General features: G+C 64.7%; 9 protein-coding genes. 6 read left to right on the forward strand and 3 right to left on the reverse strand.

Annotated features, from left to right (window positions below):
- Positions 1-42: 42 nt before the first annotated feature.
- Positions 43-378 (reverse strand): BON domain-containing protein, encoded by a 336-nt coding sequence (locus PQR53_RS32570; RefSeq protein WP_408463539.1) that lies wholly within the window; start codon positions 376-378, stop codon positions 43-45.
- A 530-nt stretch (positions 379-908) separates the two neighbouring features.
- On the opposite strand from PQR53_RS32570, the gene PQR53_RS32575 reads away from it, so the two are divergent.
- The 6 genes from PQR53_RS32575 to PQR53_RS32600 all read left to right on the forward strand — a co-directional run bounded on the left by PQR53_RS32575 (position 909) and on the right by PQR53_RS32600 (position 9328).
- Positions 909-2387, forward strand: coding sequence for an RNA polymerase factor sigma-54 (locus PQR53_RS32575; protein ID WP_408463542.1), 1479 nt, complete (start codon positions 909-911; stop codon positions 2385-2387).
- 148 nt (positions 2388-2535) lie between these two features.
- On the forward strand, positions 2536-3723 hold the full coding sequence (locus PQR53_RS32580; protein ID WP_408463545.1) for a pyridoxal phosphate-dependent aminotransferase: 1188 nt from the start codon (positions 2536-2538) through the stop codon (positions 3721-3723).
- Positions 3724-3902: 179 nt separating this feature from the next.
- Positions 3903-4031, forward strand: a complete 129-nt coding sequence (locus PQR53_RS32585; protein WP_408463548.1) for a hypothetical protein — start codon at positions 3903-3905, stop codon at positions 4029-4031.
- Positions 4032-4155: 124 nt separating this feature from the next.
- Positions 4156-6030, forward strand: a complete 1875-nt coding sequence (locus PQR53_RS32590) for a VRR-NUC domain-containing protein (protein WP_408463551.1) — start codon at positions 4156-4158, stop codon at positions 6028-6030.
- Positions 6027-8303, forward strand: a complete 2277-nt coding sequence (locus tag PQR53_RS32595) for an ATP-dependent DNA helicase (RefSeq protein ID WP_408463554.1) — start codon at positions 6027-6029, stop codon at positions 8301-8303. The genes PQR53_RS32590 and PQR53_RS32595 overlap by 4 nt, the downstream gene beginning before the upstream one ends.
- A 173-nt stretch (positions 8304-8476) precedes the next feature.
- Positions 8477-9328 (forward strand): alpha/beta fold hydrolase, encoded by an 852-nt coding sequence (locus tag PQR53_RS32600; RefSeq protein WP_408463557.1) that lies wholly within the window; start codon positions 8477-8479, stop codon positions 9326-9328.
- Here PQR53_RS32600 and PQR53_RS32605 read toward each other — a convergent pair.
- Together PQR53_RS32605 and PQR53_RS32610 are read right to left on the reverse strand one after the other, a co-directional pair.
- Entirely contained in the window at positions 9267-12077 is a 2811-nt protein-coding gene (locus PQR53_RS32605) for a mechanosensitive ion channel family protein (protein WP_408463560.1), read from the reverse strand. The two genes, PQR53_RS32600 and PQR53_RS32605, sit on opposite strands and share 62 nt — an antisense overlap.
- Positions 12078-12331: 254 nt before the next feature.
- Entirely contained in the window at positions 12332-12670 is a 339-nt protein-coding gene (locus PQR53_RS32610) for an NIPSNAP family protein (RefSeq protein WP_408463563.1), read from the reverse strand.
- Positions 12671-12891: the final 221 nt, after the last annotated feature.

Consider the following 12891-nt stretch of genomic DNA (forward strand, 5'->3'; position numbering starts at 1 on the left):
GAGCCGGCCGAAGCCGACTCTTATCTACCGCATGGCCCGGTCTTAATCGGCAATGACCTTCAGATGGTTCTTCACGCTCGAGACACCGTCGAGGCCCTTGACGACTTCTCCAGCGGCGGCCTTGTCGTCAGACGAGGGCACCGAGCCGGTGAGCCACACCACGCCGTTGCGGGTTTTCACGTGGATATGGGTCGACTTGACGTTCTTTGCGCTCAGCAGCGAAGCCTTGGCCTTGGTGGTGATGGTGCCGTCGTCGACGTGCTGGCCGATGGTTTCAGACGATGCTGACGGGGCCGTGCTGGTTTGCGCCGTAGCGTTCAGTGCGAATGCAACACAAGCGATGCTACCTGCGGTCTTCAGAAGTTGGATGGTCTTCATGGTTTTCTCCTTCGGGTGTTGATGAAAAATGCGGTCTTGTTGCCTGCGGTCGATCGCGGTTCAAACCGTTGATGACTCGCGTGGGGTCGTTGCCGCTACGGTTCCGTCAGGGCCCGTTATCGACACCGGACGGCGGTCTATGCATGCGTTCCGATTGTTCCGTTTGTCTCGCCACGCGCCACCGGGCGATCGACTCGCATGCAAAGACCTCCGTCCGTCCACATAGTGCTGAGGCGCAAGGTGCGTGCCCGGCACCTCGCAGGCCGGTCGGATGATGGGAAAAGCCGTTACGGCACATGCATTTAGGCTGACGAATAGCGCATCGGGCAGGTGTGGCGCGCGCTGCGGCGGGCTGGAAGGCAAACGGCCGGAAATTGCCGGGAGCTTGTAAAAATGGCGCTCACCTGCTGCGCAATTGGCGGGCCTGAAAAGGTAAAACTCAGAAAAAACAGTGTGTTGGGCGAGCTGGTATGACAGTTGCTCTGTAGAGGCCACACACCATTTCTCAGCTATTAAGGGACCTCACTACAATGCCTTCAATTGAACTACGCACAAGGCAGTCTCTTGCACTCACGCCGCGTTTGCAGCAATCGGTGCGTCTGTTGCAGTTGTCGTCTCTGGAGTTCCAGCAGGAGTTGCGCACCGCACTCGACACCAATCCGTTCCTCGAGTACGACTCGACCGACACGGAAGACGTTGCCCTCGCCACCGCGGCGCCCGGGGAAGAGATGGGTGCGCTGCCCGCCACGGATACGGTCGCTGTGGCCGAGCCTGAATCCATGCCGGCTGAAAGCGGTAACGACACGATGGAAGGCGCGGGGCAGGACGACATGCCCGGTGATTTTTCGGGCGACTACAGCAGCCGCAGTTCGACCCGCCAGAACGGCGACTCCGAAAGTAGCGATCCCGCTGAATGGGCGCGTTCCCAACCCACCTTGCGCGAGCAGTTGCACGACTCGCTGCGGCTCTATCGGCTCGACGACCGGGACCGCGCGGTGGCCCGTTTCATCATCGAGGCGCTCGACGACGACGGCTATCTGCGTCAGGAACTCTCCGATCTCGCCGACAGCGTTGACCTCGAACCCGAACTGACCGAAGAAGAATTGCTGGTGGCGCTGCGCCTCGTGCAGTCGCTCGATCGCCCCGGTCTCGGGGCCCGTTCGCTGTCCGAGTGTCTATCGCTGCAAGTCAACGCCTTGCCCGCCGACACGCCGGGGCGCGACGTCGCGCGGCAGATCGTCGAACATCATCTTGAACGTCTCGCGCGCCGCGAGCAGGCTGAGCTGCAAAAGCAGATCGGCTGCAGCGCCGACGAACTGCGGGTGGCCTGCGCGCTGGTGCGCAAACTCGATCCGAAGCCGGGCAACAGCTACGGCCGTACCGAAGACAACTACGTGGTGCCGGACGTGATCGTGCGTCAGGTGCGCAACAAGTGGGTGGTGGCGATCAATCCGGCGGTGCAGCCGCGCGCGCGCATCCATCGCATGTATGCCGAGCTGTTCGCGCAATCGGCCGGCGCGAGCCGCTCGCCACTCGCGCAGCAATTGCAGGAAGCGCGCTGGCTGATCCGCAACGCGCAGCAGCGCTTCGATACGATTCAACGCGTGGCCGAGTGCATCGTCGCGCATCAGAAGGCGTTCTTCCAGTACGGGGAAATCGCGCTCAAGCCGATGGTGCTGCGTGATGTCGCCGAAGAACTCGGCCTGCATGAGTCCACCATCTCGCGGGCCACCGGCAACAAATATATGGCTACGCCGCGCGGCATTTTCGAGTTCAAGCACTTCTTCCCGCGTGAGCTCGGCACGGAAAGCGGCGGCACCTGCTCGGCCGCGGCCGTGCGCGCGCTGCTCAAGGAAATGATCGCCGCGGAGAATACGCGCGACCCGCTGTCCGATGTGACGCTCGCCCGAATGCTCGCCGATCAGGGCGTGCTGGTGGCGCGGCGCACGGTGGCGAAATATCGTCATCTGATGAAAGTGCCGCCGGCGGAACTGCGCCGCCAGATTTAAACGCAGCATTGTTTTTGCGGGCTCTCACGCGAGGGCCATTGCTCCAGCGCCACACGAGCTTCGATGCTCGCGTGGCGCTTTTTCGTATCTGGACGTTTCGCGCACGCCCCATTACATTGGCGGCTCAAGTCGAAACGGGGTGCGTTCCATGAAGTACTCGAATCTGGTCGAGCGTTTGCAAGGCAGGCGTACGTCGGCGTGGGAGATTCATCGCGTTGCTCAACAGGCGCTCGCGAGAGGCGAAGATGTGATTGTGCTGAGCGTGGGCGATCCTGACTTCGCGACGCCCGCGCCGATCGTCGAGCGAGCGGTCGTGGCCTTGCGCGGCGGCGATACGCACTACAGCGCGGTGTCCGGACGTGAACCGCTGCGAGCGGCGATTGCCGCGGAACACACGCGCGCCACCGGTTGTGCCGTGAACGCCGCCAATGTGATCCTGACGGCGGGCGCGCAGAACGGCGTGTTCGCAACCTCGCTGTGCCTGTTGCAAGCAGGCGACGAAGTGATCGTTCCGGAGCCGATGTATCTCACGTACGAGGCCTGCGTACGCGCCGCGGGCGCCACGCTCGTGCCGGTGCCGGTCGATCCCGCGCGCGCTTTTCACCTCGACTGCGACGCGCTCGAAGCGGCCGTCACACCGCGCACTCAGGCCATTTTCTTCGCGACACCCTGCAATCCGACCGGCGTGGTGATGCCGCGCGCCGATCTCGAACGCATCGCGCGGATCGCTTGCGAGCACGACCTGTGGGTACTCTCCGACGAGGTCTATGCGGACCTCACCTTCGAGCGCGAGCACGTCAGCATTGCCGCGCTGCCCGGCATGGCGGAACGTACCGTGACGCTCGGCAGTCTCTCGAAGTCGCATGCCATGGCGGGGTGGCGGGTGGGCTGGGCGATCGGGCCCGGCATCCTGATCGAGCATATGGGGCGGCTCGCGCTGGTTATGCACTATGGCTTGCCGGGGTTCATCCAGCAAGCGGCATTGACGGCTTTGCAGAACAAGGCGCAGGTCGTCGCCGAGATGCGCGAGATTTACCGGCGCCGCCGCGACGTGGTGTTCGCGCGCTTGCATCGTGTCCCGGGCTTGCGTTGCCTGCTGCCCGAAGCGGGCATGTTCATGATGGTCGACGTCAGCGGCACGGGCCTCGATACGGTCGACTTCACCTGGCAACTGTTTCGCGCGCAGGGCGTGTCGCTGCTCGACGCCAGCGCCTTCGGCGAGACCGCGAACGGTTTCGTGCGGCTCGGGTTCGTGGTCGACGAAGCGAGCCTGATCGATGCGTGCGAACGGATTGCCGCGTTCGTCGGCGGATTGCCGGTGCGAACGACGGTGTAGGCGGGCGAAAGCCGGGATTCTGAATGAATGGCGGCCGGTTTTCGCTTGACGCGTTCGACGCTTGTGTCAAGAATCGCTCGCCGAGTTCGTCTTAACAGGAACAACCGGCAGATCGGCGCAGTACCGCGACACCACGGCCGCGCAACACCGATGCCTATCGACTCGCAGGCGGAAACGACATGACCCTTCGCTTCTATCTTTCGTTGCGCCAATCGCTGGCGGCAGGATCCATCGCAGCCACGCTGGTAGCGATAGCGCTTGTCTTCGCCGTCCTCGCCGCGTTCAGTCAGATGTGCGTGGCGGCTTGAAACTTCTGGCGACGCTTTGACGGGCAGTGGCCCTCGCACCGCGTTCGGCAACCCATTACCGCCAGACCTCGCCACGGATTTTGCTATCATCACTGTATAAACATACAGGTTCCGTGAAAGCGCCGTGGCGACAAATGTTCCATCAGACCTCCGCTCTGATGCCCCTTATTACCTGCTGAACTTCGAGCGTGCGCTGGCGTGGCTCGCCGAGCGTTACGACGATCTGCTGGACGCGCACGAACACGGTTTCCTGCGCAAGTTCGCCGCTTTGCCGCAGTCCTCGCGCGCGTTGCTGGTTCGCATGCTGATGCGCAAGGGCACGCTGTTCCGCGCCAGCCGTCTTTCTTACGACGAGATCGGTTGCCCCTCGCAGGCGGCTGCGCCGCTGAGCGCGCTCGGCTGGGTCGACGCCGAACCGGCTCTGACGCTCGACGAGCTGTTCGCGCTTACCACGCGGCCCGAGCTGCTGCTGATTTTTGCGGACGCCATCGCATTGATCCCCGGCGCGAAGGGCTTGCGCAAACCCGATCTACTGGAAGCACTGCGCCCGTTTTACGAAGGCGAAGACAACAGCGAAGAAGAAGGCGAAGGCGAAGAAAGAGGCGCCGCCGCATATCCCCTGTCCACATGGCACAGCCAGACCACCGATCGCGTCTTCCACGTCGCGGTCGCACCGCTTTGCGAGCGTCTGCGTCTGATGTTCTTCGGCAATCTGCAGCAGGACTGGTCGGAGTTCGTGCTTGCCGATCTCGGCGTGTTCCAGTACGAAAAGGTGGCTTTTTCTGCATCGTCGCGCGCTTTCCAGCAACGTGTGGACGTCGACGTGTACCTTGCGTTGCATGCGTGCCGCGAAGCGCTCGAATGGCTGCCCGCGGGCGAACCGGAAGCCGAGGCGATCGACGAACTCGTCGCCGCCATCGCCGCGATCGAAACCTCGAATCCCTGGCTCGAAACGCGTCGCGCGAAACTGCTGTTTCGTCTCGGCCAGCATTGCGAGCGTCGGCAGAACTGGCCCGCCGCACTGGCCGTCTATGAGCGTTGTGCGTGGCCCGGCGCGCGCCATCGGCGTTTGCGTGTGCTCGAGCGCAGCGAGCGCCTGGAGGAAGCCTTCTCTCTCGCTTCGCAAGCCGCCGCCACGCCGGAAAGCGAAGAGGAAGCGCAGCGCGTCGCCCGCATGCTGCCGCGTTTGCAGCGCAAGCGTGGCGAGCGGGTCGCGCGTGTGCCGGCGGCCCGGCCGGTCGAGCGCGGCACGCTGGTGCTGCCGAGACCCCAGACGCCGCAACCGGTCGAATACATCGCACGCGATCATTTGACTTGCGACTCGGCGCCGGTTCATTACGTCGAAAACGCGTTGATCAATTCGCTGTTTGGTCTGCTGTGCTGGGAGCCGGTGTTCGCCGCGCTGCCCGGCGCGTTTTTCCATCCGTTCCAGCGCGGTCCCGCCGATCTGCATGCAGCGGATTTTCATGCGCGTCGCGCCGGCCAATTCGCGGCGTGTCTCGCGCAACTCGACAGCGGCACTTATCGCGAGCCGATTCTGCGGCATCTGCACAGCAAGGTGGGTCTGCAGTCGCCATTTGTATTCTGGGGCTTGCTGACGCCGGAACTGGTCGGATTGGCGCTTGATTGCCTGCCCGCCGCGCATCTGAAACTCTGGTTCGAGCGCTTGCTGCGCGATATCCGTGGCAACCGTTCGGGCCTGCCGGACCTGATTCGTTTCTGGCCGGCCGAGCGCCGCTATGAGTTGATCGAAGTGAAGGGCCCCGGCGATCGTTTGCAGGACAACCAGATCCGCTGGCTCGCTTACTGCGCGGAGCACGGTATGCCGGTGCGCGTGCTCGACGTGCGGTGGGCCGAGGAAGACGTCGCGGTGTCCGACGAGGTGGCGGAAGTCGAGACCGGCGAGGCGGCGGAAAACGCGGAAGTGGGGGCGACTGCGGCTCCGCAGACCGCCGCCGCCGAAGTCAGCGCCGTGGTTGCGAAAGAGGCCACCGGATGACCTACGTGGTCGCCGTGCGGGCGATGTGCGAATTTACCGCGAGGCGCGGCGATCTGGATCTGCGCTTCACGCCCGCGCCCACCTCGCTGGAAGGGATGGCCGGCCACGTAACGGTCGCCGGGCGGCGCACCAGCGGCTACGAAACTGAGATCACGCTGAGCGGCACGCATCGTGGTTTGACCGTGCGTGGCCGCGCCGACGGTTACGATCCGGCAGCGAACCGGCTGGAAGAGGTCAAGACCTATCGTGGCGCGCTCGAACGAATGCCCGCCAATCACCGCACGCTGCATTGGGCGCAGGCGCTGGTGTACGGTCATCTGCTGTGCCGTGCCCGTGGGCTCGCCGACTTGACGGTCACGCTGGTGTACTTCGATATCGGCAGTCAGAAGGAAACGCTCCTGAGCGAAACGCACAGCGCGCGTGAGCTGGAGATTTTCTTCGTCGAGCAATGCGAGCGCTTTCTCGATTGGGCTGTGCAGGAAGAGGCGCATCGTGCCGCGCGTAACGCCGCGCTCGGCGCCTTGCAGTTTCCGCATGGCCAGTTCCGTAGCGGCCAGCGCGAACTGGCGGTGTCGGTGTATCGCGCGGCGCGTGACGGCACGCCGTTGATGGCGCAGGCGCCGACCGGCATCGGCAAAACGCTGGCGACGATTTTTCCGCTGCTCAAGGCGTGCGCATCGGACCAGATCGACCGCGTCTTTTTCCTCACCGCCAAGACGCCGGGCCGCGCGCTTGCCCTCGACGCAATCGAAACGCTCCATCGAGGCTCAGGCCAATCCGCCGCGCGCCTGCCGTTGAGAACCCTGGAACTGGTCGCGCGAGATAAAGCCTGCGAGCATCCCGACAAGGCCTGCAACGGCGAGTCCTGTCCGCTCGCGCGCGGCTTCTACGACCGGCTCGACGCGGCCCGCAGCGCGGCGTTGGCGGGGCCAAGGCTCGACCGGGCATCGGTACGAGAAGCGGCGCTCGCGCACGAACTCTGCCCGTACTATCTCGCGCAGGAACTGGCGCGCTGGTCCGACGTGGTGGTCGGCGATTACAACTACTACTACGACGGCAGCGCGCTGCTGTACGCGCTGACGCAGATCAATCAGTGGCGCGTCGGCGTGCTGGTCGACGAGGCGCATAACCTGCTCGACCGGGCCCGGCGCATGTACAGCGCGTCGCTCGATCAGGCGGCGTTCCGGCTCGCCCGCAAAAGCGCGCCCGCAACGTTGAAGAAGCCGCTTGAACGGCTTCAGCGCGAGTGGAGCGCCGTCAGGCGCGCGCAGACCGGCACGTATCAGGTTTATGCCGAGGTCCCCGGCAAACTGCTTTCGGCTGCGCAGACTCTGATCGGCGCAGTGACGGATCAGCTCGCCGAAGCACCGCTTTCAATCGATGAAGCGTCGCTGCGGTTTTTCTTCGACGCCATGCATTTCGTCGCGCTGGCGGAGCAATTCGGCGAGCATTCGATTTTCGACATCACCCTCACCGCGGACCGCGACACGCCGCGCGACAAAACCAGCGCCACGCTGTGCGTGCGCAACGTGATCCCGGCACCGTTCCTCGCGGGGCGCTACGCGGCCGCGCGTACCACGGTGATGTTCTCCGGCACGCTCAATCCGCATCATTTCTATCGCGACACGCTCGGTCTGCCCGAGCAGACCAGCTGGCTCGACGTCGAAGGGCCGTTCCGCGCCGAGCAATTGCAGGTGTGTGTGGCGGGCAATGTCTCGACGCGCTGGCGTGACCGGGAACGGTCGCTGGTGCCGATCGTCGATCTGATCGCGCGGCAGTACGCAGCGCAGCCGGGCAACTATCTCGGCTTTCTGAGCAGCTTCGACTATCTGCAGCGGGTGGTGGCGTTGATGCGCGAGCGTCATCCGGAATTGCCGGTGTGGGCGCAGGAACCGGGCATGGACGAGGCGGCGCGCGACGCGTTCCTCGCGCGCTTTCGCATCATGAATCAGGGTGTGGGCTTCGCCGTGCTAGGCGGCGCGTTCTCGGAGGGCGTCGATCTGGTCGGCCAGCAGTTGATCGGCGCCTTTATCGCGACGCTCGGCCTGCCGCAGATGAACGACGTCAACGAGCAGATGCGACGCACCATGGAGGCGAAGTTCGGCAACGGCTACGATTACATGTATCTGTATCCGGGTTTGCAGAAGGTCGTGCAGGCCGCGGGCCGGGTCATTCGCACGGAGCAGGATCAGGGCGTGGTGCATCTGATCGACGACCGCTACCGGCGGCCGGAAGTGCGCCGCTTGCTGCCGCGCTGGTGGCAGGTGCAATAGGCGAATGCAAGCGGCAGATGCAGCAGGCAGATGCAGCAGGCGCCCGCGATAAGCCGACGCTTTGCCGCTCGTAAAGCCTGACTCTTTACCTCCCAGGTAATCGACCTGCTTACCGCTGCCAATCAAAGTAGCGGCACGGCACACCGATTCCGACCCAAGGTAAAGAGGCTTCCATGAACGCAACCGCCCCGCATCTCACCGACGACCCCAACACCATCCGCACCGCCGACCACACGCGCCTTTTCTACCGTGACTGGGGACACGGCACGCCGCTCGTCTTCCTGGCAGGCTGGACGCTGAACACCGACATGTGGGCCTATCAGATGGAGCCGCTGTCGCGCCTCGGCTGTCGCTGCATTGCTTACGATCGCCGCGGCCACGGCCGCTCGAGCGATCCCGGGCGGGGCTATGATTTCGACACGCTCGCTGACGATCTCGACAGCGTGCTCAGCACGCTCGATCTGAGTCACGTGACGCTGGTCGCGCATTCGATCGCGAGTGGGGAAGTGGTGCGCTACCTGACGCGGCATGGCTCGGAACGCGTAGCCCGCATTGCGTTCATCGCACCCGCTGCCACGCCCTATCTGCTGAAAACGGAAGACAACCCGAACGGAATTGACGCCGCGTTATTCGAGCAAGGCCGCATTGCGCTGAGCCGTTCCTTCCCGGACTGGATCGAGGCCAATGCCGCACCTTATTTCGGCCCGGGCGTCTCGCGCGCGCCGCTCGACTGGACGATCCGCATGATGCTGCAAACCTCGCATCAGGCCATGCTCGAACTCGCCCGCGTCCAGACCATCACGGATTTCCGCGCGGAGCTGGCTCGCGTGCGGGTGCCGTCGCTGGTCGTGCATGGCGACCGTGACGCCTCGGCACCGCTCGAACTCACCGGCCGGCCGACCGCGGCGCTGATCGAAGGCGCTTCGCTAAACGTCTACGAGGGCGCCGGCCACGGCCTGTACTTCACTCATGCGGAGAGGTTGAACCAGGATTTGCTGGCGTTCCTGGGCCACCGGCCGGTTTAGGGTCGACGGGCAGCTGATCTTCCACGGGCGCGTCGGCTTTGGCGGCCGCTGGCTTTGCGGGAGGTTCGGTGCTCGCCTTCGCGGGAGATTCGTCCTTCGCCATTGCGGGACGTTCGGCGCTCGCCTTCGCGGGAGGTTCGTCCTTCGCCATTGCGGGAGATTCGTCCTTCGCCTTCCCGGAAGGTTCATCCTGCGCCGTTGCGGGCGGTACGTCCTTCGCCAAGGCCTTGGAGCCTTCATCCGGCGCGCCGTTCGAATCGACTTTGGCCGCTACGCTCTCCGGATCCCACGTCAGCAATTGCCGCTGCGGGTTGGCGATTTCGATGCCGCGCGCGCTGAACTGGTCGAGAATGCGCCGGTTGAATTCGCGCTGCACGCCCCAACGCGCGCTGTCGCGGCATTGGATCTGGCCGGCCAGCGTCACGGCGGAACCGTCCACCCCATCCACGCCCCAGAAGCTGAAGTCGGACAGAATGCCGTCCTTGTACTTCTCGTCCTCGCGCAGCGCGGCGCCGATTTCCTTCAGCGTGTCGATCGCCAGATCGACATCCGCGCCGAACACGATGTTCACCTTCACCGCCGCATTGCCGAGCCCGCGATTGGTATTGTTGACCGTTGTCACCGAACTGAACGGTACGGTGTACAGCGAGCCGTCGCTGCCGCGCAAGCGCACGGTACGGATCGACAGATATTCGACCGTGCCGGACACGCCCGCGAGCGTGACCCAGTCGCCGACCTGCATGGCGTTTTCCATCAGCAGGAACATACCGGTGATGAAATCCTGCACCAGCTTTTGCGAGCCGAAGCCGAGCGCCACGCCGAAAATACTCGCGCCGGCCAGCAGCGGTCCGATGTTCACGCCCAGTTCGCTCAGGCCGGTGAGCACCACTACCAGAGCGATCACGCAGAAGAGCGCGCTGCGCAGCATCGGCAGCAACGTGCGCAGGCGAGCGGCGCGCACCAGGTCGCCGCTGGTGGTCCAGCGCTTCAGCCGCCGTTCGACTGACACGTTGACGCTTTCCCACACCACCAGCGCGATCACGGCGGCGACGCCGACCGTGATGATCGCTGAAGCCAGCCGATGGCCAACCGAACCGCTACGGAACAGGTCGATCACATCGACACCCCATACCTGCAACAGCGCGAGCGCGGTGACGATGCCGATGATCCAAGCGACGACCCGCCGCAGCAGCGGGTAATAGCGGTAGGCATGCTCATGCACGAGCGACTTTGTCGCGTCGTCCTGAGCATGGAAGAGCCGCGCCATCGCACCGAATATCACGATCGAGACGACCCGCGCGCCGACCAGAATCGCGAGCGTTATGCCGCCGAGATGCAGCAGGGTGTGATAGCCGTTCTGCACGTCGAGCGCCCAGACGAACCACAGCGCCATCACGATGAACACCGTGAACCATGCCCACGCGTCGGCGAGCGCATTGCCGAACATTTGCAGCGATTCGCGCGCCGCGAAACGCCTGCGGATCAATTCGCCGACCGGAGTCGCGCATTGCAGGATCAGGATCGAGATCATGATGTGGCCGGCGAGCGCGACCACCTTCATCAGCGCGAGATGCGCGGCGTCGTTCAACCCGAGCGACTGCGCGATCTCCGCGATCGCAGAACCGGCGCCGACCACGGCGACGATCCGCACCATCCAGCGCTGCACGAAAAGCGCCCACGCATCGCTCATGCGCAGCAGACGCAGGCGCGGTGCGCCCGGCTGCAGGAAAAAGCCGCTGACGATCACGATCACGCGGCACAGCACATAGATGTCGATCAGCGAATCGAGCGCTCGGTCTTGCGGCGTGCCGTCGTCGGTGAAGATCGACATCAGCGCGCTCGCCGCGCCGACGAATACCGCCAGCGGCAACAGGCGCAGCACCAGTGTCAGCAGCGCGCGCGGCAGACGCTGCAGGAGCGTCCAGTGATGCACGGCGCTCTGCTTGCCTTTGGCTTCGGTGGCTTTGCCGGTGGCGGGGCTGGCTGCGGGCGAGGACACGCCGGGCTTCGTCGTCTGGACCGTTGCATCGGACGAAGCCGCCGCAGCGGACGCGCCCGGAGAGACCGGCAGCGGTGGGGCGGCATTCGGCGCATCGGCCGGCTGCGGCTGGACGTCGACGGGCAGGTCGGCTTGCGGCGCGCTGTCTTCGTTGCCCAGTTCGCGGCGCGCGGCAAGAAGCGCATAGACGCGGCGCAGCAGGCGACGCGCGAGCCATTCGAGCACGAGCGCGGGCAGCAGTGCCGCCAATAACGACAGCGCGACATGCACGAGCACGCTACGCGCCTGCGGGTTGGTGAACTGCCAGTTCCACCAGGCACGCACCGAAGCGACATCGAGCAACGCGGCGACCGAGCCGCGCAACGACACACCCAGGTGGACGGCCCAATGCGCGCCCTGACGGGCCAGTTGCGAGGCGAGGCCATTGGACTTGAACGCGGCTGGCACGAGCGCGGCGGCGCTGCTGGCGGCCGTGGGTGCCGACGCAGCCGTAGCCGCCGAGGCGGGCGGCGCGCTGAGTGCGCCCGCTGCGGCGATCGCCTGGAGCGTGTCGCTGACTTGCGCGCGGCGTTTGGGGTCATTGAGGACGCTGAGGGCCTGGCGGGCCTGCTCGGGCGTCAGCGTGACCGCGGCGCCGGATGGCGTGGATGCGGCGGGAGGGTGCGCCGCGGCGGCAACCGCGGCGGCAAAGACCGGCGAGGCGCCGAGGATAAGCAGAACGAGAAACCAGGCGTGGAGTATTTTGCGCATAGGGTGTAAAGCGGGGTACCAGGGGCGGACAGCGGTGCCGGAACGCGCGGATCGGTGCGGCGGAGTGACCCTGAACCGACACCGTTCTGGTCGCACAAGTTCCTTCCGCGGCTTTCACCGCTTGCACCAGCGAGCGGTGAGCCGGCGCGAACTGTAACCGGAATGTAACCCGAGGTAGCAGAAAGCTTGCCCGGCAGACCACGCGGATCGGCCAGCACGTCAGCCGCTGCGCGCGAAACTCCGCCCGCGATCCCTTACATCGCGCCCATTGCCGCCACCCCGAGCGTGCCGTCGACCACCTCGGTGAAGGTGCGCTCCTCGCGCAGAATGAAGCGCTTCGTCTGCGCGAATCTGAAATTTTCCCGTGCTTCGGGGTCGGCTCGCAGGGTCGCCCGATAGGCTTCATAGGCAGCGAGGCTGTTGAACGCGATCAGGCCCCAGGCGATGTCGTTGGTCCCTTCATGGGGTAGAAAATAGCCGATCAGATGACCGCCACAGCGCGGAATAATGCGTCCCCAGTTGCGTGCGTACTCGTCGAATGCGTCGCGTTGGAACGGGTCGATCTGGTAACGGATAAAGCAGGTCATCGTCATGTGAAGGCTCCCGGTTGGCTCGGAGGCTCGAAGCTCCGAGTACTGACCAGTATGGCGACCGTTCGCTCGGGACGTTTCAGCCGTTTCTGAACTGTGGTTGAGTTGCTCGGGACGTTTCAGCCGTTTCTGAACTGTCGTTGAGCACGCTACGCCGGGTTCTCCGCTGGGAAGACCGCGCACATGGCCCGGCGCAAACGGCATCGCGCCTTGATGCTTGCCCT

The organism is Paraburkholderia fungorum (assembly GCF_046027605.1).
Lineage (GTDB): Bacteria > Pseudomonadota > Gammaproteobacteria > Burkholderiales > Burkholderiaceae > Paraburkholderia > Paraburkholderia fungorum_F.